Source organism: Bradyrhizobium sp. SOJA106, from assembly GCF_059448745.1.
The window spans coordinates 3,485,450-3,509,225 of sequence record NZ_CM182549.1; the positions used below are offsets into that span (position 1 = coordinate 3,485,450).

Here is a 23,776-nt window from a genome sequence, read left to right on the forward strand (position 1 = left end):
GCATCCATGCGTCGGATGAAGCGGCTTGCTGCGTCCATTTTTCTGCTGGGCATTTGTCTCGCAACCACCTCGGCGCCGGCGGAGACCTATCCGTCGCGTCCGATCCGCTTGCTGCACGGCTTCGCTGCGGGCGGTGCGGCCGACACGCTGTCGCGCATCATCGCCGACGGGCTCTCGAAGAAGCTCGGGCAGCCGATCATCGTCGAGGCCAAGCCTGGTGCTGGCGGCAATATCGCGGCGGACGCGGTCGCAAAGGCGGCACCGGATGGTTACACGCTCGGGCTCGTCACTGGGGCGCATGCGATTTCCGCGGCGACCTACAAGAGCCTCGCCTATCAGCCGGCGGAGAGCTTCGACATGATCTCGACACTGGTCTATTACGCGCTCGTCGTCGCCGTGCGCAGCGATTACCCGGCAAAATCGCTCGGCGAGCTCATCACGATCGCGAAGGAGAAGCCGGGCGCGCTCAGCTTCGGATCGGTCGGCTTCGGCAGCACGCATCATCTGGCGGGAGAGCTGTTGAACGCGACTGCCGGCGTCGAGATCGTGCACGTGCCGTATCGCGGCGATTCGCAATCCATCACCGCGCTGCTCGGTGGCGAGGTTCCGGTCATCGTCGGCACGCCCGTGTTGCTCGCCCCGCAGATCCAGAGCGGCGCGATCCGCGGCCTCGCGGTGACGTCGCCGACGCGCACCGCGTTGTTGCCCGATGTTCCCACGATTCAGGAAACCGGCATCAAGGGCTATGACGTGCGCACCTGGGCGGGCCTGCTGGCGCCGAAGGGCACGCCACCTGCGATCGTGGCGACGCTCAACGCGGCGACGCTCGATGTGATCAAAGATCCCGAGATCAGGCAGCGCCTGGAGACGGCGGTCGGCGGTGAAGTCCGCGGCAGCTCGCCAGCCGAGATGAAGGCGCTGATCGAGACCGAGATCGCCAAATGGACGGGCGTCGTGGAGGGGGCGAAGATCCCGAAGATCTGATCGCGAGCAACACCTCACGATGATCAGGGGAGCCGCCGAAACGTCGTGTTGCCGCCAGCAGGCGTTTGGCACAGCAAGTCCAAGGGGAGTCAACGTGTCAGGGGACCTTCGCTTTCGGCGATTTGATCTTCGGTGAGGTGTCTCACTCAGTCCGAACATTCTCGAAGGACGTGATGCCGACGGTTCGAGAAGCGAACTCCGCCGTGAGGCACAAATTTGAAATGGCCGCATGAGGTGTCGTATCGACGACCTTGCGGCAGGACGGCGACGAAAGGCGCGCTGGTGCGATTTGGGATGGCCAAATGTTTGATGATAATCGCACGCGTCGAGTGACAAGGCTGCTGAACTGTACCGCCTCAGAGGGGGCGTTGGACGAGCATCAGTTTCCCGGTTTCCCGAACGGTCTTTCCCAGGCTCGATCACCTATTGGTCCGCCAGTTGCAGCCGCAAGCTGGCGGACCTGTCATTTAAAGATCTCTCAGGCGCCGGGCCGCTGTCCCAGCCAGCCCGGACTCGGCTCGCCTCTCACTTCGCCAAAGTAGATCGCAAAAGTCTGGCGCCACCTCTCGACCAAGGCTCGATCTTCCATGAACCGCGGAAACTCGGCGAAATGGGAGTTTGCATAGTCCCATACCGGCTTCAGGCCGCCTTGCGGCTGCACGTCCGTGCGAACCGACCAGCCGTTATAGGCCTTGCGCTGATTCTCCTCCGAGATCTGCCAATTCATGTACAGCTTGGCAGCAGCCTTGTGAGGCGCCTCCTTGGGGATCGCGGCTCGTTGCCCCCAAGCAAGGAATGGATGTCCGTCTGCGATGGCCCATTTCACCGGCGCGTTGGCCGGTGTCGTCAGCGATCCGGATCCGCCGAGACCAACCGCTTTCTGATGCTGGGAGACGGCGAGGCCCGGCGAGTGCGTGCCGCGCGCGAACTGCAGGCCCTGATCTGCCAGCTTCTGGATCCAGTCCCAGCCATAGGTCTCCGCATAAAGCTTGTAGAGAAAGAGCACGGCGTCGTCGTCGCTCGGATATGAGGACGCAATGCGCCCGCGCCATTCTGGATTTGTCAGCTCCTTCGGCGATGCCGGCGGCTTTCCATCCACGGCGGACGGGTCATACATGTAGCTGAATGCGATGACGCCGATTGCCATCCAGGCGCCGTCCGGATCCCGAAGAGAATCGTGAAGTTTCGGAAACCCGGCAGGTTTGTAGTTGAGGAGGTGTCCCTCCTTTTTCCAACGCGCAAAATTCTGCAGGGTCTGCAACTGTACGACGTCGGGGACGACTGAACGGTCGGCAAGCTGACGATCAAGACGGACATCGTGATACTTGCTGTAGTCCACGATGATCGAGATGTTCATTTTGGGGAAGCGGGCAAGGAATCCCTTTTTGTTGTTGTCCTGCTGTGTCGGCGTATCGCCGCCCGCGTAAACGACGAGGTTGCCGCCCTCCGCCAATGCATCCTGATACAGCTCGTCCAGGCTGCGCGTCTCCGCTCCGCCACGCCCGGTGGCGGCCGGCGGCGCGGCCAAAGCGTGATCTGCGGCTATCGCCACGGGTACCGCCAGAGCCGTCGTTAGCAGCCTTCGTCGATCGAGCAGGGCCGGTTGTGCTTTCGCGTCCATTGTATCTCCACAAATTGGTTAGCAAAATTAGCATGTTAGACGATCTGTTGCGGTGCAACTCAAATGAGCTTGGGTATTGTATCGAATTGCTTTACAAATGAGACGTGAGCGAGCTTCGGGAGCTTGAGGCATTTGTGCTGACTGTGGAGCGCGGCAGCCAGACGTCGGCGGCCGCTGCGCTCGGTATTTCCCGCATGGCGATCAACCGGCTGATCGGCCAGCTCGAAGCGCGGGTGGATGGTCCGTTATTGATACGCACAACACGCAGCCAATCATTGACCGAAGCCGGCGAGCGTCTGCTCCGCGAAGCACGGAACATCCTCGATGATTATGACCGCGCGCTCCGCGGCGGCGCCGGGACGCATCAATCCAAAATTCGCCTCGGTGCGCCAATCTCATTCGGCTTGCGCTGCCTCATGCCGATCCTCGGGCAATTCAGTGAGATGTTCCCAGAGATCGAGATCGAGCTGATGTTGAGCGATCGACTGGTCAATCTCGCGGAAGAGGGACTGGATCTCGCAGTGCGGGTCAGCAACCGGCTCGATCCCGCGCTTAGCACCAAGCTTCTCACTCATTCGCGAACGGTGATCTGCGGCGCGCCCTCCTATCTCGCCCGCGCCGGCACGCCCCAAATTCCGACTGATCTGAGCAAACACAATTGCCTGCGCTATACGTCGGCGGAACACGGCCACGACTGGGTTCTTCGCGATGCCGATGGGAAATCCCATCGGGTGCCTATCCGAGGCACGCTGAGCTGCAACAATGGCGACGCCCTGGTGGCGGCGGCAGTGGCCGGAACAGGACTAGTGCTTCAGCCGAGCTTCCTTGTGGCCGACGAAATCGCGGACGGTCGACTTGTACCGGTGCTCGCGTGCTACAAGACGAGACAGTTTTTCGTCCAATCGCTCACGATTCCGACCGCTCGCCCCCGCAAGGACATTGCAAAGCTTTCGGAGTTTCTATTCGAAACGATGCGGCTTGAGAAATACTAGCGATGCCCGAGGCTGGCGTGGGTCAGATGTCAGTATGCCTCCGGATGTGAAACCTGCAATCCGAACCGTGTGAAATTCTGACCAGAGACACCGCGTCCTACCACACGACAGCGGCATCGAAAATGCGTTCGCGATCCTTCGCGACAAAGGCCGCTTTCACCCGACTGGTAGCCCGAGATCTTTCAGCATTCCCCTGCATGAGCGTAAAGCTGCGCTTACCCCAGGGTCCACGAACTGCCCTACGCGTAAGTTTGGATGAGATATCGTAGGTTTGGTTGGTGTGGGTGAGCGGCCCGAGACATAGGTGACAGAACGTACCGGACACATGGGTTACACTTTCCGCTTTGGTTCTGCGGGAGGTGTGGATGCCGTGGAAAGCGAGTTCGAAGCCCAGCGGCACGCCGCTTTTCGCCTAACAGGCAAGGCAAGGCCATGCTTCGTGCCGATCGCGCCGATCGTAATCTCCGTCCGATCAGACGTCGATGCTGGCCCATAGAGCGTGAGGCCGTTCGTCGGATTATCAGAAGTGTGCCCGTGCGCAAATTCGCCAGCCAGGCAAGCGGACCCTTACACCTCCACTATCCCATCAAAGTCGCGCTCAGGACCGACCGGCACGATTCCGGTTGGGTTGAGGAAGTTGTGGCTGCCATAATAGTGTGCCTTGATGTGTAGGAAACTGACGGTCGGCCGAATATCCGGATGCTGATAGAGGCGCCGGGTGTAAGACCATAGCGCCGGATAGTCGACGAGCGCGCGCAAATTGCATTTGAAATGCCCGAAGTAGACGGGATCGAAGCGCAGCAAGGTCGGCAGCAGGCGGATATCGGCCTCGGTCAGCTGCCCTCCAACCAGATAGGATTGCGTCGCGAGCCGGTCCTCGAGCCAGTCGAGCGCGTCGAAAACGGCCGCGACTTCGCGCTCATAGGCTTCCTGGGTACTGGCGAAGCCCGTCTTGTAGACGCCGTTGTTGAGATTGTCATAGACGCGGACATTCACGGCGTCGATTTCGGCCCGCAGCTCGTCGGGATAGTAGTCGCCGGCTTTTGCACCCAAATGATCGAACGCCGAGTTGAACATTCGGGTAATTTCGGAAGATTCATTCGAGACGATTGTCTTCTCTTGCTTGTCCCAAAGGACGGGAACCGTTACCCGCGACGTACAGGAGGGGTCAGCGAGGGTATAAAGCTCATGGAGCTTCGTGGCGCCATTGACGACGTCGGGGACGACACCGGGTCCCGGCTCGAAGGTCCATCCATCATCGAGCATGAGCCAGTGAACGACCGAGACGCCGATCAGATCGCCCAAACCCTTGAGTTGTCGCATGATCAGCGTTCGATGCGCCCATGGGCACGCGAGCGAGACGTAGAGATGGTAGCGGCCTGCCTCGGCCCTGAAGCGTCGTTTTCCCTCGGCGGCGTCCCCGTCAGGTGTGATCCAGTCGCGAAATATCGACGGCCGACGCTTGATCGTCCCACTCGACATATCGGCGCTTTTTGAGATATCGCCGCCCAGATCTACCTTCTGCCAGACGCCATTGATCAGTTCACCCATGCTATCTACACTTTCCGGTCTGGCGCGTCTCGAAGCAGTGGCACGACTTTGGTGCCAAGGAGCTCGATCGATCGCCGCATAGCCTCTGTTTCGAGCGCGGCGGTGCTCATCTGAAAGGTGATGCGGGACACGCCGCCCAATGCTTGGATGCAAGCCTTTATCTTGGCAGCGACCGTGTGCGGACTGCCGATCAGGAAGGCCCCTGCGGGACCGCACATCGCCTCGAATTGCGCCCTCGTCGGCGGCAACCAGCCCCGCTCCTTCGCGCCGGTGCTAAATGCCTGGAGCCAGCCGGGAAAGAAAGCCTCTCTGGCCGCCTCGTCCGTGTCGGCGACAAAACCCATGGCATGGACACCGACTTTTTGTTTGGCCAGCGGATGACCCGCGGCCCGCCAAGCGCGCCGGTAGAGGTCGACAGCAGGCCGGAAGCGCTCGAAACTGCCGCCGATAATGGCGACCATCAGCGGCAGGCCAAGCGTACCGGCGCGGGCGAACGAACCTGGCGTACCGCCGACGCCGAGCCAGATCGGCAACCGTTCCTGATGCGGGCGAGGATAAATACCTTCACCATTCAGCGCTGGCCGGAAACGGCCATTCCAACTGATATGAGGCGCATCGTTGAGCTTGAGCAGGAGGTCGAGCTTTTCGGCAAACAACGCATCATAGTCGCGCAGGTCATAGCCAAACAGCGGATAGGCTTCGGTGAAAGACCCCCTGCCAACCACAAGTTCGGCTCTGCCTTTCGAAATAAGATCGAGTGTCGCGAACTCCTGAAACACCCGTACCGGGTCGGCAGCGCTGATGACCGCCACAGCGCTTGTCAGCCTGATAGTCTTCGTGCGCGCCGCCGCAGCCGCGAGAATAACGGCAGGCGCCGAGTCGAGCGCGTTCTCCCGGTGATGCTCGCCCATGCCGAAGACGTCCAGGCCGACTTGGTCGGCCAGCTCCATTTCTGCAAGCACGCTTTCCATGCGATCAGGGGCGGACTGCAAATGGCCTGTCCTCGGGTCGATCGCAAGCATCGCAAAACTATCGATACCGATCTCCAATCTTCATTCCTTTCGAGGCGCGATGCCGAGAACTTGCGCGATCTGTAACCTCGACCTGCGATGTTGATCTTCAAGAGTGCCTGTTTTGAGCCCGACTTCGGTTTCAGCCGTGGTTCTGGAGGACGTTGGACAGACTGCGGCGATGCAGCCATGCGACAGTCGATGTGATCGCCAGCAGCACGATAGCCGGGAGCGGGCTCCCGCCGATCAGCGCCAGGTGAGTGAACACGGCGCAGACCATGGTAACAGCCAACAGAACGGCGCCGAACGCCGCCGTCGCCGGGACCAGAATGGCAATACCGCCCACGATCTCGACCACGCCAGTGAGGATCCTGAACCACTGGCCGGCCCCGATCTGCTCGAAAATAGCAACCATCATCGGCACGCCCGCAAGCTTGGCGCCGCCGGCAGAAATGAATGCAGCCGCACTGAGCAGGCGAAGAACCCGCGAAGTGATCGTGACAGCTTTGGTGGGAGTCTGTGAGTTTTGCGATGATGGCATAGAGCACCTTGAAACTGAGTGTTGGGGGGAAACTGCGCAGTCCAGACGAGTTTCCGCGAGGTAAATTTGCGAGGGCATGAAAGCTGATCGCGACATCACTTTTCTCGCGGTCCTTGCCATCTGAAAAGCCGTTATTATAAGATACATACCATCGGCCAATCCGATGGTTCATATCTCATGCTGGACGGTTTATCGCTTGATCAAGTGCGCACCTTCATTGCTGCGGTCGACGAGGGGAGTTTTTCCGCCGCCGCCCGCAAGCTGGGTCGCGCCCAGTCCGCCGTCAGCGAACTCGTGCGCGCTCTTGAGCATCAGTTGGGGGTGGAGCTCTTCGACCGGACCGGTCGCTACCCTCAACTCACGCCAGCCGGAAGCATGCTGCTCGCGGCCGCGCGCGATGTGGTCGCCAAAGTCGATGCGTTCAAGTCGCAGGCGAAAGGCATGGCATCCGGGCTCGAACCCGAGCTGTCGGTCGTCATCGACGTGTTCTTCCCCATCAGCGTCATTGCCGGGGCCGCCCGGGATTTTCGGGAGCAATTCCCTACCGTGCCGCTGCGGCTCTTCGTCGAGGTCCTGGGTGGCACGGTTCTGCCGATCCTTGATCGCCGCGCCCATTTGGGCATCGTCGGCACCTTGCCTGTCATGCCGCCCGGCATCAGCACAGAGCCGCTCGGCGCCGTGGACTTTGAAGTCGTGGCCGCTGCCAACCATCCGCTTACCGCGTTCGACGCGCCGATCCCGCGCGGTGAACTCAGCAACCATATCCAACTCGTCCTTACCGATCGGACCGAACTTTCCCAGGGGCGGGAGTTCGGGGTGCTGTCGTCACAGACCTGGCGGCTGGCGGATCTTTTCGCCAAGCACACGTTCCTGCTCAACGGCCTCGGCTGGGGCGGCATGCCCGGCCATGCCGTGAGGGCAGATATAGAGGAAGGGCGGCTGTCCCGCCTGCGCATCGAAGGCGTCGCCGCCAGCGATCTCAAACTGCCGATGTCCATCGCTTATCGCGCCGATGATCCCCCGGGACCGGCCGGCCGATGGCTTATCCAGCGATTGGGAAAATGCGCGCATCACCAGACAGATTCCTGACGAGGGCGAAGTGAAACGTCGCAATTCTATCGACGACGTCATTGCTTCGCGAGCGATGGCGACGCGAAAATTGCCCGTCCCGTTCCTCTGCTCGAATCATCTGGATCGCCAACACCGGTTAGCAAGGTGCCTAGCAGTCAGGGAGAACACGCTGATGTGTACGGCTACAGCCCGAAAACACCGCACAGCATTCTGAAACGAGTTCGACGGCTGATAGGCCGTTTGTCGATGGAAGCGTGTCCCCCCGTTTGGTCCTCACGATGGTGCCGCCGGATCTACGATCGAGCGGCGAAACTATGGCGAGTCGGATATGGAGCGGTAGCTTGCTGGCTGCTGAAGTATGGAAAGCGAGCGCGCTCGTCACCCTGGGCGTTTCTTGGACGAGAGCCGCTCGGCCTAGCCATCAGGTCCTTCAATTCAGCCGATCCACCTCTCGTTCTATTCAGCATCGGCCACAAGGCGCCGAGCATCCAACATCTGCTTGCGGCATCGGGATTCGTGATAAACCAAGCGGCATAGCCTCGGTGGTAACACGCCTAATTCCCGACCGAGCCTTCGATGACGGGACCGAACCCGACCCATCGCACGCCGTCGAATCGTTGCAACTGCATCTGTTCGATTGGGAAATGATCCGTCGCGGAGGTGTTCAGCCTGATGGTCGGTAGCAGGAGATCCAACTCGACGTCTTTGAGGCTTTCTGCCTGCCGTAGAACATTTTCGCGCGTGAGCGTATCGCCACACATCTCGAGCACCTTCACTAGCGTCTGCGCTGCGGTGTATCCGTAGGCCACGTAGGCGTTGTTGGTCTCCTCGTTCGGCAGATATTTTGCGGCGAATGTCAGGTATCGCTGCATGCCAGCGTCATCTTTCCATGCCGGGTCGTCCGGGTCTTTTATGTAATTAGCCGTGATCGTATCCTTGGCGTTTTCGAGGCCGGCAGGTTTCAGAACCGCGCTGATGGACTGCGAATTGCCGTGTAGGATATGGATCGGATGCCAGTTCAATTCAGCCGCCTTCTTGATCGCTTGCGCGGCAAACTTGGCCGAAGCAAAGTTGACGAAGATGGTCGCGCCCGACGATTTCATTCTGACCATTTCCGAGTCGATCGTCGGAGCGCTTGTGTCGTAGGTGACCTCAGCAACAATATTGCCTGCTCTTGCGCCAAGCCCGTCCTTCAATCCCTTGATGTTGTCCCGACCGAAATCATCGTTCGAGGACAGCACGGCGATCTTGGCATCGGGATGGTTTTCGACGATGAATGTCGCGAATACGCGCGTTTGGCTCTGGTAACTCGGCGCAAGAGGCATCGTCCACGGGTAAGCCTTGAAGTCTCCGAAGCTCGTCGCACCAGTCGCCAGGAAGAGTTGAGGGACCTTGCTGCTGTTGACGTACTTTATGACGGCTGCATTTGTCGGAGTGCCGAGTTGGTTGAACAGAAGGAGGACTTCGTCGCTTTCAATCAGCTTACGGGTTTGTTCGACGGTCTTTGGCGGGCTGTAGGCATCGTCATAGGAGACGAACTCGATCTTCCGGCCGTTGATGCCCCCTCGTTCATTGATCATCCTGAAGTAGGCAGCTTCGGTCCGAGGCACGGCGGCATTTGAGGACAAGGGACCGCTATAGGGAGCGGTATTGCCGATCTTGATCGTTGTGTCCGAGGCACCTGGTCCATAGGCCTTCGAACTCTGAGCCGCCGCAGGCGATAGCATACAATAGATTGCCGCGGCCGCGCTGAAGAAGGCGCGCGATGTCTGTCTGACCCTGTGAGACATGGATGCTCCTGTCATGCGCGAAGAACTGCCGGAACTATTGGCGCCTATACCGCCCGGAAGTCGAAGTCGAAGCGCGTGTTCCAGGTCGTGAGTTGTCCCAAGGGCCAAACACGCGGCCGCTGCGGAAATGCGTCGTGCCATGGGCGCGGTTCGAATATGTCGAGTTCGGGAATGACGATATCCATGTCCGTATAGCACTCGACGAGGAAGTGGCTCGGATCGAAATGATACGAAGCAAGATTGTGACCGGCTGTATGCCGGGATGGTCCCCACACGATGCCGTGCCCTTCGGTCGCGAGGAAATCTGCGACATCATGATGAGCGGCGCGACTGCGCAGCTCGAACGCCAGATGATGCAGCTTGTTGAAGGGCGCATTGACCACGTTGAGTACGTGATGCAGCCGATTGCAGGTGAGGAATGTCGCTGTTTCCTCAAACCAGTCCGTGGCACGAAATCCGATCGCGCTCAAGAATTTCACGAGTTTTTCGGCTTCACTTGACATCACGGCCAGGTGCCCAAGCTGTGTCGGAACGATGCCTGAATGGCGGAAGCCCGGGCCGGTCATGGTCATGTCCGGCACCAGATGGAACGTCTGCCCGCCAAGCTCCACTTCGACGAGTGCGGAAACACCTGGGCGCGAATCGCTTTTCGACACGCCCGACAGGCCTAGTCGTTGAAGATGCGCAAGTGTATCCGCAATCGGCTGTGGTTCGATCCGCAAGCCGATTGCCGCCAAGCGTGGGGTCGATGCCGCTTTGAGGCTGATGTTATGATGGTCGAGGCCGAGACTGAAATAGGCACGATCGCCGGCGACGGCATCAACTGCAGTCGCACCGATGATTCGTTGATAGTAGCTTATCTCCTCGTCAAGGACGTTTGTCTCGAGGTCGACGTAAGCAAGCTGATAGGCACGCGTCATTGAACACCTCCTCGTTACGCCGTCACCGGCGTGATATCTTCCGCGTCGTAGCCAAACAGCCTGTCGGCGACCTGGGGGCCGCCGCGACCGCCAATCTTTCGATAGGATGCATCCCTGGCGCGCTGCTCGGGGCCGTCGCGGAGATGGAACGTCAGCGAGTTGGCTCTGGCTGCTTGCTGTACCCACGTCGTTCGGGGCTGACGGGCCAGCACATAGGCTTCAATGGCCTTCTCGAGGTCGGCTCGGTCGACTTTGCCGACATGGGCGGCGAGGCAAGCGCCATCTTCAATCGCCTGGGCCGCGCCCTGCGCCATGTACGGCAACATCGGGTGGCAGGCGTCGCCGACGAGAACGACGTGTCCGGTGCTCCACCGCGGAAGCGGATCGCGATCAAACAGCGCCCATTTGAACGTTTCGTCGACGGCGTGCAGAATGGTGGCGATCTGCGGATGCCACCCGTTGTAGCTATCGGCAGCATCATCGACCGAACCGCGATCAGACCACTGCTCCCGCTGCCAGTTGCTCTCTTCTGTTACGGCAACGAAATTGAGGTAACGACCTCCGGCAACAAAATAGTGAACGAAATGGCCGCCCGGTCCCACCCAATTCGTGGCCTCGTGCGCGAGCTTCAGATGCGCAATTCGTTCGGCCGGCACGAGGCCACGATAGGCGACATTGCCGGAGAAGCGTGGCTGTTCGAACCCAAAGAGTTGTTCCCGGACTTTCGAATGAATTCCGTCCGCACCGATAAGGAGATCACCCCGGGCGCTCACGCCGTTGTCAAATTGCGCAACGACGCCGCGCTCATCCTGATCGAGGCGGGTCAACCGATGTCCCAGCCTGATATGCTCTTTGCCGTAATCTTGGGCCAGCAGCTCGATCAGATCGGCGCGATGGAAATGGTAATACGGCGCGCCATATTTGCCGGCGATTGCCTCGCCGAGAGGTTGCCGAGAGAGTTCGCTTCCATCCTCCCAGCGCCGGTGCACAACCGCAGAGGGCCGTACGGCCACCCGCTCCATCGCTTCGCCCAAGCCAAACCGGTTCAGGAGCCGCGATGCGTTTGGGCTGATTTGGATGCCGGCTCCCACTTCACTGATTGTCGAGGCTTGCTCGAATACCGACACATCCAGGCCCGCTCGGCGCATCGCGATCGCCGCCGAGATTCCGCCGATCCCGCCTCCGATGACGAGCGCGTGCAGGCCACTCATTGGCTTTCGCCCCAGCCGGCCGCCCTTCCCAGCACCTGGTCGGCGTTCTCTGCGGTCGGTCCGCGCCAGGCGATATGATGGTCTGGACGGACAAGAAGCATGCCGTTGCCGTAGATCCCTCGTGCGGCGGCTTCCTTAACGGTAAAGATCGACAACGGCACGTTTCGCCGTTTTGCAGCAGATGCAAATGCAGACGTGTCATGATCGCCAAAATTGAGAAGCGTGAAATATGGCCCTAATTGATCGTAGAGCGCCTTGCCATCCTCGAGGAAGATGCTCGGCAGCCGAGCGCCGGGTCTTGTCGTGGGCTTGTAGGTTAGCGGTTCAAAGGGAAATGCCTCGGTATCGTCGTCAGCCACGATCGGTGAGTCGCTATAGATAAAGCCATGCTCGATGCCGAAGCTTTCGTTTTCAGCGTTGCCGAGACGGGCGATACGCGCGCCCACCTCGGCCCGGCTCACGCTGTTGCCATCACCATCTTCAGGTATCGCCGCGCCGTAGGCTTCCGCGATCTTGATACGAACCTGCATGTGCCCGCCGGAAGCCTCGCGGTTGCGGGCACCAACGGGTCGACGTTCGATCTCGTAGGATGGCAGGAGCTTTGGACCGCCCCATCCTGAAAGCGTGGCAGCAAGCTTCCACCCAAGGTCGACGGCGTCGCCAATCCCTGTATTCATTCCATAGCCGCCGGTTGGAATGTATTGGTGGGCGGAATCTCCGGCCAGGAAGACTTGGTGGCTTCCATAGCTTTCTGCCAACAGCAGATGTGGCGTCCACGGATTTGCCACGAGCACCTCAAAGTCGAAAGAGCGACCGACAAACCTTTCAACAAGCTCTCGCGGGTTCATCGATGCCGGATCCTGGTCCGGTTTGACCCGGAAATGGATCGTCCAGATGTCCTTGTCGTTCTGCGCGATCATTGTTCCGAAGGGGGACTGATAATGCCAGGCTGTGCCCCATCGCTGTAGGATCTCGCGCTCGTTCGAGCGGAAATGCACCATGTAAAGGACGCCGATGCGAGCCTGTCCTTCAAGCTTGATTTTTGAAATCTCGCGGACGCGGCTCGACCCACCATCACACCCTACGAGGAATTCACAACGAACCCTCTCTTCGGTTCCGCTTTCGCGTTCACGCACCGTTGCGACGACACCTTCATCGTCGGTATCATAGTTTTCCAATGCGACGCCAAAGCGGACGTCGACATGATCGAGCTGATCGATTGCCGCTTTCAGGACCGGTTCGATCTCGACTTGAGAAACCCGCATGGGCGGTTCGAGCGTGAAGGTTCCGTCGTTGCGGATGCGGCTCCGGGCTCGGTACTCCTGCGGGCTTGCATAACGAAATCGATGCAGTTCGTAGCCGGACAGACTGGTGATCCACGCGACATCAAACGGATGGCTTTCTGGCACCGCGACACGGCGCAGCGCGTCTGCAAGACCGAACCTTCGGAACAGCTCCATGCTTCGGCCGTTGGTGATGTCCATCTTGGGATGACGCGTGGTCTCCCGATTGCGCTCGACCAGCATCGATTGGATGCCGAAATGAGCAAGCACATTGGCAAGCGTCATACCGACCGGGCCGCCGCCAGCAATGAGAACGGGAACGGACTTCATTGATCACTCCCAACATTTTATACGGCCGCCCTTATTTCGAGCGTTGTCGACGTTCGCGAAACTAAGCGGCGATGGTCGCGGAGCTTTCTGATTCCTGAATCACAGGATTGCGAAGGATGCCGAGGCCTTCAATTTCGACCTCGCATACGTCGCCGGGCTTCATGAAAACCGGCGGCTTGCGTGCCGCGCCCACTCCTGCCGGCGTGCCGGTTACAATCAGGTCACCGGGCAACAACGTCATGCCCACGCTGATAAGCGCGACCAATTTTGCGACGCTAAAGATAAGGTCATCGGTCGATGCTCTCTGCATCACCTTGCCGTTGAGGCGCGTTTCGATCTTCAGTCCGCGCGCGCCTGGCGGCAGCGCGTCGGCCGTTACGAGGGCCGGCCCGAATGCACCTGTGCCGTCAAAATTCTTGCCCATGGTCCATTGCGGGGTGCGCAGCTGATAGTCACGAATGGACCCGTCGTTGAAGATCGAATAGCCGACAACGTGCTCAAGGGCTGTCTCTTCGGGAATGTGCCGGCCCGCCTTGCCGATGACGGCAACGAGCTCGCCTTCATAGTCGAAGCGATCCGAAGCATTGGGCCGAATGAGTGGAGCTCCATGCCCGATAAGGCCCGATGCAAATCGTGCGAACAGGGTCGGATAATCCGGCTGCACCTGTTTACTCTCAGCGGTATGATCGGCGTAGTTCAGGCCGACGCAAATGATCTTGCCTGGTGACGGCAGCGGCGGCAGGCACGTGGCCCTCTGCAGGTCTATCAACTCCCCGTTGAGAAGAGCCCGGGCGAGGTCCCGCAGCACCGCCGGCCCGCACGCGACGGCGGCCTCAAGCCCTATGTCCAGCTGCGAGTTTGGCAAACCTCGGTACGACTCGTTCTGGTCAGCCGCGGCCAATCCCTGAACGCCATCGATTTCATAGGCCAGAAAGCGCATCGGCGTGCCGTGCTCCTGTTTCCTCAGATCGTCCGATAACGAGCTTCCGTGCATAAGTCAAATAAAAATGCATTTTATTTTCGATTGTGCATGTTACAACGGTTATGCCGGCTCGGTGTCAAGCGATCCCTTCTTCACGGCGATCGGTGATGCCCGATTTGAGCGTGGGCAAGCAGTCCGAGTTTCGTAGTGAGGGAGCTTCAATCGATGCCGACCGACGAGGGTCTATTGCGTCAGGGCGGCGCGAACGAAAGCGCGCCACTGACCCCGCCGGCCGGCCGTGCGATCGACTCGTCTTCAAGTCTTACCCAGAGCGCCTATGCGCGCCTTAGGTCAGAGCTCCTAAGCAGCCGTTTCGCGCCCGGAGAGAAGCTGAAGATCGACGATCTATGCGAGCGGTTGAGTGTTGGCTCAAGCGCAGTACGTGAAGCGCTATCGCGGCTCGCATCAGAGGGTTTTGTCGTCAGCGAACCGCAGCGTGGTTTTCGGGTTGCGCCGCTATCGATCGATGTGCTGCGAGATCTCACCGACGTACGCTGCAAGATCGAAGGTCTTTGTTTGCGTGGGGCCATAGAGAAAGGCAGCATCGAATGGCAATCGCAGGTGGTCGCCGCCCTGCATCGTTTGTGTCATACGCCGATGAAGCCCGGCAAGGATGGCGCCTCCTTCAACGGCGAATTCGCAAAGGCGCATGCCATATTCCATGAGGTGCTTGCAGCCGGATGCGGAAGTCCATGGCTCATGCAGCTCAGGCAAATCCTCTTCAACCAATCCGAGCGATATCGGTGGTACGCGACGGCCATCGCCAAGGAGAAGCGCGATCTTGAGAAAGAGCACCGGGACATTGCTGCGGCCGTCCTGGCCGGGAATGCCGATTTGGCGGTGCAGCTGATGAATGAGCATCTCTGGAAAACGGCCGACATTATCCTCGCTGCGGGTGGGAATCCGTTTCAGGCACGCACGACGAGCCGTCCGCGCAGAAATCCACGTGCACAATCGCCTGGGTAAAGCGCCGCAGCCCGATCCGAAGCCCTCAAGGCGGATTCGGTTTATCTCTCAATGACTAGACATTAGCCACTGCGTTCGGGACGCAGGAAGCCCGCTGGTCAGATCATCACCTGATCGGAATGTCCGTATCGGTGGTTGCGCCTCCGGGATTTGAACCTGCAATCCGACTCGTTTTATGAGTTGATGAGAATTGGGCGCATCGGCACGACAACGATCGGACGTCGGCGACTACTCGCTCATGCCATCAGACACGCAGAATTCGGTCCGTTTCGTCTGTCCGCTTGCACTTGGAGGTAGGGGTGCGGACGGCCAATCGGGCACCGCCAAAAAATAACATCATGTTAAGTTCGTGTAATAAATCGATAATTGTACTAGGTCAGCAACACGCTATCGTCGCGCAAGTCGGGCCTCCGCATTGGCGTTTTCCCGAAGGGCAGCGAACCGCTCATGAGTCACTGCAGCCGACCGCCTCGGCGACAGCCGCTTACTGACTGGCCTGATCGGCGCGGCTGCCGCGCATTTCGGCGTCGCCCGCGTTGGATGGACGATTGCGAACTCGTCTACGTGTCGTTTTTTAAGGTCGTCGAGCGGCGCAACTATCTGCCACCGACGTCGCTGTCCGGCTCGCCGCGCCGACCCGCGAGTCGCGGCCCCTGACAATGCCGATCATGGATTTGGCGGCTCCAGGCTGCCAACACAAAACAATAAGCAAGGGGAGAGAACGATGCCGATCGCGCGAAGGAATTTTTGGGCACTACTGCTGGTGGCTGCGACTTGCCAGGTAACATCGGCGTCCGCCGAGCCGATGGCCTGTGACGACGGCATCAAGGCTGCCTTTCATCCCGACGAGATCACGACCGTGATCGCGGTCCGCCAAGTCAAGAAGGGTGAGGAGTTGTTGGCGCCCGATGCGGCGAAGCCGGTCACGGCGGCAGCCGATCTTTGCCTCGTGAAGCTGCTGGTCGGTCCCGGCGTCACGGCTGAGAAGGACAAGACCGCGCCCTCTTATTCAGAAGGTATCGGCATCGAGGTCTGGCTGCCAACGCAGGCTAACTGGAACGAGCGCATTCGCAACTATGGCGGCGGCGGCTGGGTTGGCGGCGGCCATCGCTATGCCGACAAGATCGGCAGCAAGGTGCCGGCGATCGTCAATGCCAATATCGGCTATGCTTCCGGGACAACGGACGCCGGCCAACCCTGGTATCAGGACGGTTCGTTCGCCTTCCTCTCCGACGGCAAGGTCAACGTCGAGGGCTTCCGCGATTTCTCGGTGCGGGCGATGGTTGAGCAGGCGGTCAAGACCAAAGCGCTGGTCAACCTCTACTATGGCAAGACGCCGAAATTCGTCTACTACGACGGACACTCGCAGGGCGGCCGCCAGGGCCTGAAGATCGTGCAGGAATATCCCGAGCTCTATGACGGCTACATGATCGCGCAGCCTGCGCTGAATATCCCGAAGTTCGGCACCACCAGCCTCTATCCGCAGATCGTGATGAAGACCGAGCTCGGCTTTACCGCGATCGACAAGCCGGAGGCCGCCGCTTTCGCCGCGAAGGTCGAGGCCGCCAACAAGCGCGCCGTTGCGACCTGCGACAAGGCCGGCCTCGGCTTCCTGCTTGATCCCTTCGCCTGCGACTATAATCCCGCGCGTGACGCAGTGCTGCTCTGTGCGGGCGAAGCGGGCGACGGCGTCACTGGCAGCAATGCCGACAAGGCGGCCTGCATGAGCCCAAAGGAAGCGGGTGCGCTCAACAAGATGTGGTACGGCGCGACCCGCGATGGCAGCGTTGATCCGGCTCAGACGGCGGAAGCCCGGAGCGGCAAGGCGCTCGGCGTGAAGCAGCTGTGGTGGACTTTTACCAAGGGCACGTCGATCTCGATGCAGATCACGAGCGCCTCGACTGATAATTTTGCGCTCGGCGTGCAGGACGTCAGCTACGCCGCCGATGCCAGTGCAACGTCAGCCATTCCGATCACCAACGCCTCGACCGCCAAGCGTAACCGCTGGCTCGAGCTCGACTATGCAGACCTCGCCGCTGGCGTCGACAAGAACGTCGCGCTGCAGCCCACGCTATTCAGCAATCTGATCACTGACAAGACGGATCTCTCCAAGCTGCGCGATCTCGGCCGCAAGGTGATCGTGTGGAGCGGACTTGCGGATGATGCGATCCCGCCGGCAGGCAACGTCAACTATCACGAGCGCGTGCTTGCTGCGATGGGCGGCGATGCCGAGGTCTCAAAATTCATGCGGATGTATCTGGTGCCGGGGGTCGCGCATTCCTCGCAGGGTCGCTCGTACACCGTGACCGGCAAGAACGACGCAGTGCCACTGCCGAAACTGCCGGGCAACGCCAACCAAACGCCGACGCGCGACCGGGATCAGTTCTTCTCCGCATTGACCGATTGGGTCGAGACGGGAGTGGCGCCGGGCGAGATCACGTTGACCTCGCGCGATGGCAGTGTGAGCTATCCAATCTGCGTCTATCCCCAGCGGACGACATGGGATGGCCACGGCCCGGCGACGCAGCCTTCGAGCTTCAGCTGCCGCTAGCTAATCCCTGAAGCGCTGCGGGCCCGAAACCTGATTGTTGCGATGTGACGCGGGCGTTCTCAGTCAATCGCCTGCGTCCCAACGGTTCTCCGGAAACCCTTGAGCGATCCCCTCAATCGCAAGCAAATGGCCGGCTTCGGGTTCGCTGCTCAACTGCTCTGCGTTGAGAAATTTTTGCGCGCTGGTGACGAACATCGTCTTGTAGTCGCTGCCGCCGAAACAGACGCAGGTCGGATTGGTCACGGGCAGCGGGATGATCGTATCGATCCGGCCGTCCGGCCGGTAGCGCACCACGCGGGCTCCAGAGAAGAACGCCGTCCAGAGTCCACCATCGGCGTCGACACAGGCGCCGTCGGGCCGCTCCCCGGAAGCCGAATAGTCCGCGAACAAGCGCCTGTTGTCGATCGCGCCGTCGTCGAGATCGAAGTCGAAAGCCCAGGTACGGTACCGCCGGGTGTCCGTGAAATAGAGCGTGCGATTGTCGGGCGAGAACGCAATCCCGTTGGTGACGATGACGTCGTCGAAGAGCCGCGCCACCTGACCGTCGCCGGTCACGCGATACAGTGCGCCATTCGGCCGATGCAGCTCATTGTCCATCGTCCCGATCCAGAGACGTCCCCGTGCGTCGACGCGTCCGTCGTTGAGCCGATTATCCAGCCCCGTTTCGACCTCGCAGATGCGGCCTGTCAGGCCACCCGTGGCGTCGCGGCGAAACAGGCTAAGATCCATCGCAAGGACGTGCGAGCCGTCAGCCGTCAGCGCCTGACCACCGAGGAATTGGCAGTCGTAGGACGTAAGCTCATGGGCGCCCGTCACTGGGTCGAAGGATTGATGCAACCGGCCATCAATGTCGACCCACCACAGCTTGCGGGTCCGGTCGCACCACAAGGGCGTCTCGCCGAGAATATCGGTGCTGGCGACGGCGGTCTCAACCTTATTCGAGGGAATCGAATTCACGGTCATGCCGGAATCCGATTCCAGCCACGGGCGCCATCACCAAAGGCCTGATATCCGTCCGCGGTCACCGCAATGGTGTCCTCGAGCTTGATAAAACCCCGTCGTGGATGCGGCAGCGTCGTTTCAATCGAGATGACCATGCCTGCTTCGAGCGGCGCGTTGGCATCGTCGGCGGGATAGGGGATCGGACCGCTCGCCGTCAGGCGTGGCGCTTCATGGCTGACGATGCCCATGCCGTGCGCGACGAAATGCATCTGCTTGCCGTGAGGGGACCATGCCAGCGCTTCATTCGCAGCGGCATAGATCTCATGGCCGATGAGACCCGCGCGGATCGGCGTGCGGGCCGCCTGCTGGATCACATCGATCTCGTCGAGCAGATCGACAAGCTCGCCGTCCGGCGTCCCGTGCACGGCCATCCGGCAGAGATCGCCGATATAGCCTTTGTAATTTCCGCCCGAGTCCAGCGAGATGATATCGCCGCGCTTAAGCAGTTGCTCGGACGGTGCCCGGTTGAGGCTCGTCCCCATTGTTATCAGCGCATACTCGAAGGTCATGTCGCGCGAGAGTTCGGCGTGGCGCAGATGCGCGATGATCTCGCGCTTGGTCTGGCCGAGGCAGGTGCGGCTGGCTGCATCCATCATCGACGCAACCACGCGTTCCGATGCCTCGCGGAGGATCTCCAGCTCCGCTGGGGTCTTGATCGAGCGCAGTTGTTCCAGCGGCCGCATCGCTTCGATGAGCCGGCAATGGGGCAAGTCCCTGCGCAGCAAATCGGCGGCATCGGCTGGCAGGAACGACAGCTCCGCGCCGATCCGAAGCGAGGTCGTTGCGATCGATTTGATGTGCTTGAGCGCGAGCGTCATCGCCTCGACCGAGGTTGACGATCCGAACACTACCGGCGGCATCCAATAGCCGGCGTCGGCTCTATTCTGCACGCTGTCCCGCTCGTTGCGGTTGGCGATATAGGCCGACTTGTCAAGATCACCCTTCACGTACACGAAGACGGGGAGATAACGGCTGATGCCGATCGCTTCCATGTAGTCGAACTGGAAGTGATAGTAGCCGCCAAGAAGATACTGGATGTTGTGCTTGGAGGTGACGACCAGGATGTCGATGCCTGACGCATCGAGCAGGCCGTCCAGCCTGGCCGCGGAGAAGGGAATCTTGGCGTGCACTGATCGTTCCTCTGCGTCGACGATTTGCTTCTGTTACAGGCGAGGGCGATCAGGCGTCCTTCCAGGACGACAGCGCATGCGCGACGCAGCCGTTGATGTGGTCAGTGAGCACGGCCCTGGCGTGCTTAATGTCCCGCTTCAGGGCGCATTCCAGCAATGCCTTATGCTGGTTGATTGTCTCGTTACCGCGATAGCGCAGCGCGTAGCGGAAGTATTTGTCGAACACGATCGCGTGGGTGTGCATCAACTCGCGCGACCCGCAAGCCGAAATCAGCGCCTGGTGGAATTCGCCGTCGTAGCGCTTGCGCAGCTCGGGATCGTCGCCTTCCTTCTGGACGGTGCGTTCGGTCGCTGCCAGCTTGTGGTGCGCCGAGACGACGCGGCCCTCCCATTCGACGTCGCCGGCGCGGAACGACTCGGCCATTGCGTGATGCTCGAGCAAGATGCGCAGCTCCGCGAGCTCACGAAGGTTCTGGATCGAGACCGGTGCCACCTCGAAGCCGCGCTGGCCTTCGGCAACGACAAAGCCCTCTGACGTCAGCCGATTGAGGATCTCGCGCAACGTCGAGATGCTGACTCCGTAATCCTCCTTCATCGCATCGAGCTTGAGACGCCCGGAGGGCGTGAGCACGCCGAAAATGATGTCGGCGCGGATCCGCTGATAGCCGCTATCGCCCGCCGACATCGGTCGTTCCTCAAGTGCCGTCATTTCCTCTGATCCCGCTTTTCTGACCGCCGGCTGCCGTCCGGGCGTCCGAACCATCAATGTTGCCAGAACTATAGCAGGCTTCGCACATCAGACGTCTGCAATAATCTCATATGAAACATGTAATGTCGTTTGACTTCGAAATATATGTATGATGTGTAAATAGCCTGAGGGTTCGGGAAATGAGCGCGCTTAAGCTGCCGTCCGTGCCCCTAGGAACAGGGAGGAAACGATGAGCTTGTGGGTACGGGCGCTGACTGCGACGGCGATCTGCGTGGCGCTGATGGTCAGTGCATCCGCCGCTGACGACATTCAGGAGCGGACGATCAGGTGGGGGCACCTGAACAACACCGATCACCCCGTCAGCTTTGGCGTGCAGAAGTTTGCCGAGATCCTGCTGGCGAAGAGCGGGGGCAAGATGAAGGTCCGCGAATTCGCGGCCTCGCAGCTCGGCAACGAATTGCAGCAGCAATCGGCGCTGCGCGGTGGCACCCAGGAGATGCTGTCGGCCTCGACGACGTCGCTCGCAACCGTCATTCCGGAGTTCGGCCTCGTCGATTTCCCATTCCTCTTCAACACGGTCGAGCAGGCCGACGCGCTGGCGACCGGCAAATTCGGCACGGCGATGCTCGATACGTTGCCGTCGAAAGGGCTGATCGGTCTCGGCTATTGGGGCCTCGGCTTCCGCAACGTCACCAACAGCACCCGTCCGATCACGAAGCTCGAGGATTTCAGCGGGCTCAAGCTTCGCGTGATTCCGAACCCGGTCTATCTCGAAACCTTCGGCGCCTTTAAGGCCAATCCGGTCCCGATGGCTTTCGGCGAGCTGTATTCGGCGCTGGAAACCCGCACCGTCGACGGCGAGGAGAATCCCTACACGGTCATTCTCTCGAACAAGTTCTACGAGGTGCAGAAATACGTCTCCGCCACCAACCACACCTTCACCCTGAACATCATCCTGGTGAGCAAGGCGTTCTGGGACAAGCTGTCACCGACCGAGCAGCGGCTGATGCGCGAGGCCTATGAAGAAAGCCGCGGCTATCAGAAAGAGCGGACCCGTCTTCAGACCGAAAAGGCGCTCACGGAATTGCAGGCCAAGGGCATGCAGTACAACACCATCGCGCCCGAAGAGACTGAGCGCATGCGCAAGACGTCGCAGCCGGTCGCGGACAAGATCTCAGCCGGTTTTCGTCCCGAGACGGTGAAGCTGTTCAACGACGAAGTCGAGCGCATCCGCAAGGACGTGAAGTAGTCGATCTCTCCATCACGCAGGCGGCGGAGCCGGCACATGGCCGGCTCACGCCCCTCATTTGCCCGGACGTCACGCATGGCGCGAGCTCTCGATCTCTATTGCACCTTCCTGAAGGCCGTCATCGCCGCGTGTCTCGCGGTTATGGTCGTCCTGGTCTTCGGCAACGTGGTCCTGCGTTACGGTTTCAACTCCGGAATCACGATTTCGGAGGAGCTGTCGCGCTGGCTGCTGGTGTGGCTGACATTCTTCGGCGCGATTGTCGCGATGCGCGAGCACGCCCATCTCGGCGTCGACACGCTGATCCGGAAGCTGCCGGCGTCCGGCAAGCGTATCTGCTTTGTCCTCAATTATTGCCTGATGCTGTTCGCCGACTGGCTGCTGCTGTCCGGCAGCTGGCGGCAGACCATCATCAATCTGGACGACCGCGCGCCGGCCACCGGTCTTTCGATGGGTCTCTTCTACGCTGTCGGCGTGATCTTCGGCGTCTCGACGGCAATCATCCTTCTCTACGACCTGTACCGGGTGATCAGCGGGCAGGCGAGCGAGGAGGATATGGTCGCCATCAGGGAATCGGAGGAGCAGTGACATGACAATCGCGGTCTTCACGTTCTCCCTGCTTGGCGCAATGGCGCTGGGCATGCCGATCGCCTTCGCGCTTCTCATCTGCGGCGTCGCCCTGATGAGCACGATCGACATGTTCGACTCCCAGATCGTGGCGCAGAACGTCATCAACGGCGCGGACAGCTTTCCGCTGATGGCCATTCCGTTCTTCATGCTCGCGGGCGAGGTCATGAACAAGGGCGGGCTTGCCAAGCGCATCGTCAATGTCGCCCTCGTTGCGGTCGGACATTTTCGCGGTGGACTTGGCTACGTCACGATCATGGCAGCCTGCATCCTGTCGTCGCTATCAGGATCGGCGGCAGCCGATGCCGCCGCGCTGGCCGCACTGCTGGTGCCGATGATGGTCGCCGCCGGGCACAAGAAGACCTACGCGGCTGGCCTCGTCGCCGCCGGTGGCGTCATCGGCCCGGTTATCCCGCCCAGCATCGGTTTCGTGATCTTCGGCGTCGCGGCCAATGTGTCGATATCCAAGCTGTTTCTGGCCGGCATCGTACCCGGATTGTTCCTTGGCTTGGGTCTTTGCGGCGCCTGGTACTGGGTCGTGCGCAAGGAAAACCTGTCCCCGCCGCCGCGGGCCTCGCTTCGCGAAATCCTGCACGCCATCATCGACGGCTTCTGGGCGTTGATGCTGCCCGGGATTATCATCGTGGGCCTGCGCTTCGGCATCTTCACGCCGACCGAGGCGGGTGTCGTCGTCGCCGTCTACTCGCTGTTTGTCGCGACCTGCATCTACCGCGAGCTGAAATGGTCAGAGGTCTACGCGGTGATGGTGTCGTCCGCGGTGACGACGAGCGTCGTCATGTTTCTCGTCGCGGCGGCGTTGGTGTCGTCGTGGCTGATCACGGTATCAGAGATCTCCGCCCAGGTCGTCGATCTCCTGAAGCCCTTCATGGGTAACAACACGATCCTGATGCTGGCCATTATGGTCGTGGTGGTGATCGTGGGAACGGCGCTCGACATGACGCCGACCATCCTGATCCTGACCCCGATCCTGATGCCGATCATCAAGGCGGCGCATATCGACCCCGTCTATTTCGGCGTGCTCTTCATCATCAACAATTCGATCGGCCTCATCACGCCACCGGTTGGCATCGTGCTCAACGTCGTCTGCGGCGTCTCCAGGATCAGCATGGAGGATATCATCAAGGGCGTCTGGCCTTTCATGATCGCGCAGCTGATCGTCTTGTTCGCGATGGTACTCTTCCCGGGACTGGTGACGATCCCGGCAAGATGGCTCGGCGGCTAGTCGCACCGGACATAAT

20 protein-coding genes are annotated in these 23,776 nt (G+C 60.3%); 8 read left to right on the forward strand and 12 right to left on the reverse strand.

Translation table 11 applies throughout. The features are described from left to right. The first annotated feature begins 6 nt into the window (after window positions 1–6). Window positions 7–984 (forward strand): tripartite tricarboxylate transporter substrate binding protein, encoded by a 978-nt coding sequence (locus AC5V87_RS15650; protein WP_456837499.1) that lies wholly within the window; start codon window positions 7–9, stop codon window positions 982–984. Between the two features lie 478 nt (window positions 985–1,462). On the opposite strand, the gene AC5V87_RS15655 is transcribed toward AC5V87_RS15650, so the two are convergent. Beyond that, window positions 1,463–2,605, reverse strand: coding sequence for an ABC transporter substrate-binding protein (locus AC5V87_RS15655; RefSeq protein ID WP_495371507.1), 1,143 nt, complete (start codon window positions 2,603–2,605; stop codon window positions 1,463–1,465). A gap of 104 nt (window positions 2,606–2,709) precedes the next feature. On the opposite strand from AC5V87_RS15655, the gene AC5V87_RS15660 reads away from it, so the two are divergent. Next, window positions 2,710–3,597, forward strand: a complete 888-nt coding sequence (locus AC5V87_RS15660; protein WP_495371508.1) for a LysR family transcriptional regulator — start codon at window positions 2,710–2,712, stop codon at window positions 3,595–3,597. Between the two features lie 567 nt (window positions 3,598–4,164). Here the strand turns inward: AC5V87_RS15660 and AC5V87_RS15665 are convergent. The 3 genes from AC5V87_RS15665 to AC5V87_RS15675 form a co-directional block, all read right to left on the reverse strand. After that, on the reverse strand, window positions 4,165–5,148 hold the full coding sequence (locus tag AC5V87_RS15665; protein WP_495371509.1) for a glutathione S-transferase family protein: 984 nt from the start codon (window positions 5,146–5,148) through the stop codon (window positions 4,165–4,167). A gap of 5 nt (window positions 5,149–5,153) precedes the next feature. Next, window positions 5,154–6,197, reverse strand: a complete 1,044-nt coding sequence (locus tag AC5V87_RS15670; protein ID WP_456837502.1) for an Atu2307/SP_0267 family LLM class monooxygenase — start codon at window positions 6,195–6,197, stop codon at window positions 5,154–5,156. Window positions 6,198–6,300: 103 nt separating this feature from the next. Beyond that, window positions 6,301–6,699 (reverse strand): DoxX family protein, encoded by a 399-nt coding sequence (locus AC5V87_RS15675; protein ID WP_495371510.1) that lies wholly within the window; start codon window positions 6,697–6,699, stop codon window positions 6,301–6,303. 177 nt (window positions 6,700–6,876) lie between these two features. Here AC5V87_RS15675 and AC5V87_RS15680 point away from each other — a divergent pair, with 177 nt between their 5' ends. Then, window positions 6,877–7,788: a LysR family transcriptional regulator gene (locus tag AC5V87_RS15680; RefSeq protein WP_495371511.1), complete on the forward strand. Its 912-nt coding sequence runs from the start codon at window positions 6,877–6,879 to the stop codon at window positions 7,786–7,788. A gap of 536 nt (window positions 7,789–8,324) precedes the next feature. On the opposite strand, the gene AC5V87_RS15685 is transcribed toward AC5V87_RS15680, so the two are convergent. The 5 genes from AC5V87_RS15685 to AC5V87_RS15705 form a co-directional block, all read right to left on the reverse strand. Continuing rightward, a complete protein-coding gene (locus AC5V87_RS15685; RefSeq protein ID WP_495371512.1) occupies window positions 8,325–9,560 on the reverse strand; it encodes an ABC transporter substrate-binding protein in 1,236 nt (411 codons plus the stop codon). Between the two features lie 44 nt (window positions 9,561–9,604). Then, on the reverse strand, window positions 9,605–10,480 hold the full coding sequence (locus AC5V87_RS15690) for a VOC family protein (RefSeq protein WP_495371513.1): 876 nt from the start codon (window positions 10,478–10,480) through the stop codon (window positions 9,605–9,607). Window positions 10,481–10,494: 14 nt separating this feature from the next. After that, window positions 10,495–11,691, reverse strand: a complete 1,197-nt coding sequence (locus tag AC5V87_RS15695; protein WP_495371514.1) for an FAD-dependent monooxygenase — start codon at window positions 11,689–11,691, stop codon at window positions 10,495–10,497. After that, window positions 11,688–13,304 carry an FAD-dependent monooxygenase gene (locus AC5V87_RS15700; RefSeq protein WP_495371515.1) on the reverse strand — a complete coding sequence of 539 codons (1,617 nt, stop codon included), beginning with the start codon at window positions 13,302–13,304 and terminating at the stop codon, window positions 11,688–11,690. Before AC5V87_RS15700 ends, AC5V87_RS15695 begins: the two co-directional genes overlap by 4 nt. A gap of 61 nt (window positions 13,305–13,365) precedes the next feature. Then, a complete protein-coding gene (locus tag AC5V87_RS15705) occupies window positions 13,366–14,244 on the reverse strand; it encodes a fumarylacetoacetate hydrolase family protein (protein WP_495371516.1) in 879 nt (292 codons plus the stop codon). A 207-nt stretch (window positions 14,245–14,451) separates the two neighbouring features. Here AC5V87_RS15705 and AC5V87_RS15710 point away from each other — a divergent pair, with 207 nt between their 5' ends. Then, complete coding sequence (locus tag AC5V87_RS15710) at window positions 14,452–15,252, forward strand: GntR family transcriptional regulator (RefSeq protein WP_495371517.1); 801 nt, start codon at window positions 14,452–14,454, stop codon at window positions 15,250–15,252. A 724-nt stretch (window positions 15,253–15,976) separates the two neighbouring features. Further along, on the forward strand, window positions 15,977–17,803 hold the full coding sequence (locus AC5V87_RS15715; protein ID WP_495371518.1) for a tannase/feruloyl esterase family alpha/beta hydrolase: 1,827 nt from the start codon (window positions 15,977–15,979) through the stop codon (window positions 17,801–17,803). Between the two features lie 63 nt (window positions 17,804–17,866). Here AC5V87_RS15715 and AC5V87_RS15720 read toward each other — a convergent pair whose 3' ends face one another. The 3 genes from AC5V87_RS15720 to AC5V87_RS15730 are packed head-to-tail and all read right to left on the reverse strand — an operon-like array spanning window position 17,867 to window position 20,644. Continuing rightward, window positions 17,867–18,766, reverse strand: a complete 900-nt coding sequence (locus AC5V87_RS15720; protein ID WP_495371519.1) for an SMP-30/gluconolactonase/LRE family protein — start codon at window positions 18,764–18,766, stop codon at window positions 17,867–17,869. Continuing rightward, on the reverse strand, window positions 18,763–19,935 hold the full coding sequence (locus tag AC5V87_RS15725) for a M24 family metallopeptidase (protein ID WP_495371520.1): 1,173 nt from the start codon (window positions 19,933–19,935) through the stop codon (window positions 18,763–18,765). The genes AC5V87_RS15720 and AC5V87_RS15725 overlap by 4 nt, the downstream gene beginning before the upstream one ends. A 49-nt stretch (window positions 19,936–19,984) precedes the next feature. Continuing rightward, a complete protein-coding gene (locus tag AC5V87_RS15730; protein ID WP_495371521.1) occupies window positions 19,985–20,644 on the reverse strand; it encodes a GntR family transcriptional regulator in 660 nt (219 codons plus the stop codon). Between the two features lie 229 nt (window positions 20,645–20,873). Here AC5V87_RS15730 and AC5V87_RS15735 point away from each other — a divergent pair, with 229 nt between their 5' ends. The 3 genes from AC5V87_RS15735 (at window position 20,874) to AC5V87_RS15745 (ending at window position 23,760) form a co-directional block, all read left to right on the forward strand. Then, entirely contained in the window at window positions 20,874–21,893 is a 1,020-nt protein-coding gene (locus AC5V87_RS15735) for a TRAP transporter substrate-binding protein (RefSeq protein ID WP_495371522.1), read from the forward strand. 75 nt (window positions 21,894–21,968) lie between these two features. Beyond that, on the forward strand, window positions 21,969–22,478 hold the full coding sequence (locus AC5V87_RS15740; protein ID WP_495371523.1) for a TRAP transporter small permease: 510 nt from the start codon (window positions 21,969–21,971) through the stop codon (window positions 22,476–22,478). A 1-nt stretch (window position 22,479) separates the two neighbouring features. Continuing rightward, a complete protein-coding gene (locus AC5V87_RS15745; protein WP_456837517.1) occupies window positions 22,480–23,760 on the forward strand; it encodes a TRAP transporter large permease in 1,281 nt (426 codons plus the stop codon). Window positions 23,761–23,776 lie beyond the last annotated feature (16 nt).

What these genes read in the sequence shown, in the direction of transcription:
- AC5V87_RS15650 (WP_456837499.1), top strand. Translation starts at nt 7, where the DNA reads ATGCGTCGGATGAAGCGGCTTGCTGCGTCCATTTTTCTGCTGGGCATT.
- AC5V87_RS15655 (WP_495371507.1), bottom strand. Translation starts at nt 2,605, where the DNA reads ATGGACGCGAAAGCACAACCGGCCCTGCTCGATCGACGAAGGCTGCTA.
- AC5V87_RS15665 (WP_495371509.1), bottom strand. Translation starts at nt 5,148, where the DNA reads ATGGGTGAACTGATCAATGGCGTCTGGCAGAAGGTAGATCTGGGCGGC.
- AC5V87_RS15675 (WP_495371510.1), bottom strand. Translation starts at nt 6,699, where the DNA reads ATGCCATCATCGCAAAACTCACAGACTCCCACCAAAGCTGTCACGATC.
- AC5V87_RS15680 (WP_495371511.1), top strand. Translation starts at nt 6,877, where the DNA reads ATGCTGGACGGTTTATCGCTTGATCAAGTGCGCACCTTCATTGCTGCG.
- AC5V87_RS15685 (WP_495371512.1), bottom strand. Translation starts at nt 9,560, where the DNA reads ATGTCTCACAGGGTCAGACAGACATCGCGCGCCTTCTTCAGCGCGGCC.
- AC5V87_RS15690 (WP_495371513.1), bottom strand. Translation starts at nt 10,480, where the DNA reads ATGACGCGTGCCTATCAGCTTGCTTACGTCGACCTCGAGACAAACGTC.
- AC5V87_RS15695 (WP_495371514.1), bottom strand. Translation starts at nt 11,691, where the DNA reads ATGAGTGGCCTGCACGCGCTCGTCATCGGAGGCGGGATCGGCGGAATC.
- AC5V87_RS15700 (WP_495371515.1), bottom strand. Translation starts at nt 13,304, where the DNA reads ATGAAGTCCGTTCCCGTTCTCATTGCTGGCGGCGGCCCGGTCGGTATG.
- AC5V87_RS15705 (WP_495371516.1), bottom strand. Translation starts at nt 14,244, where the DNA reads ATGCGCTTTCTGGCCTATGAAATCGATGGCGTTCAGGGATTGGCCGCG.
- AC5V87_RS15710 (WP_495371517.1), top strand. Translation starts at nt 14,452, where the DNA reads ATGCCGACCGACGAGGGTCTATTGCGTCAGGGCGGCGCGAACGAAAGC.
- AC5V87_RS15715 (WP_495371518.1), top strand. Translation starts at nt 15,977, where the DNA reads ATGCCGATCGCGCGAAGGAATTTTTGGGCACTACTGCTGGTGGCTGCG.
- AC5V87_RS15720 (WP_495371519.1), bottom strand. Translation starts at nt 18,766, where the DNA reads ATGACCGTGAATTCGATTCCCTCGAATAAGGTTGAGACCGCCGTCGCC.
- AC5V87_RS15730 (WP_495371521.1), bottom strand. Translation starts at nt 20,644, where the DNA reads ATGACGGCACTTGAGGAACGACCGATGTCGGCGGGCGATAGCGGCTAT.
- AC5V87_RS15735 (WP_495371522.1), top strand. Translation starts at nt 20,874, where the DNA reads ATGAGCTTGTGGGTACGGGCGCTGACTGCGACGGCGATCTGCGTGGCG.
- AC5V87_RS15740 (WP_495371523.1), top strand. Translation starts at nt 21,969, where the DNA reads ATGGCGCGAGCTCTCGATCTCTATTGCACCTTCCTGAAGGCCGTCATC.
- AC5V87_RS15745 (WP_456837517.1), top strand. Translation starts at nt 22,480, where the DNA reads ATGACAATCGCGGTCTTCACGTTCTCCCTGCTTGGCGCAATGGCGCTG.